The sequence below is a fragment of the Pseudomonas sp. EL_65y_Pfl1_R83 genome, assembly GCF_963970695.1.
GTDB classification, from domain to species: domain Bacteria; phylum Pseudomonadota; class Gammaproteobacteria; order Pseudomonadales; family Pseudomonadaceae; genus Aquipseudomonas; species Aquipseudomonas tritici.
The window spans coordinates 1-434 of the sequence record NZ_CAXAQI010000491.1 but is presented as its reverse complement, the minus strand read 5'-3'; the positions used below and the strand labels follow the sequence as shown (position 1 = coordinate 434).

The following is a 434-nucleotide window of genomic DNA, read 5'->3' as shown; positions in this document are numbered from 1 at the left end:
GCATAATGGAAGCGGTTGCGAACCAGCGTCGCCCGATAACGCGGCGAAACCCCCTGGTTACGGTCGGAAGCGCCGCGAACATGTTCGCGCGAAATGATCCAACTCCAGGCCAGACGCGTTTTGACGAAAGTAAACCGCGCCATGTCCGCGCGGGTCCGCTCGACCCTTTCCTCGAGCAATCTCCGCGCGGCGCTGACGCGTCCCAGGCCCATGATCCCGCGCAGATCGGTCAGCAACAACGCATGGGTTTGGCAGCAGGTGGCGACGCGCAAGATCCAGCGCCGCTCGATCCGCCACGGCTCGCCGGCTGCCAACCAATCGCGCCAGCACTGGGGGCAGCCAATCGAGCGCAGTGCCCGTGGCAAGAGATCGGCCTTTCCGCAGCCCACGAACGTCCCGACAACCACCTGCTCGGGCACCATCGTCGCCCAAGC

General features: G+C 65.4%; 1 protein-coding gene. It reads right to left on the bottom strand.

Going from position 1 to position 434, the window contains the following annotated elements; all coding sequences use genetic code 11:
• Positions 1-434: hypothetical protein (locus AACY08_RS29990; protein ID WP_339472715.1), on the bottom strand; the 434-nt coding region annotated here is incomplete at both ends.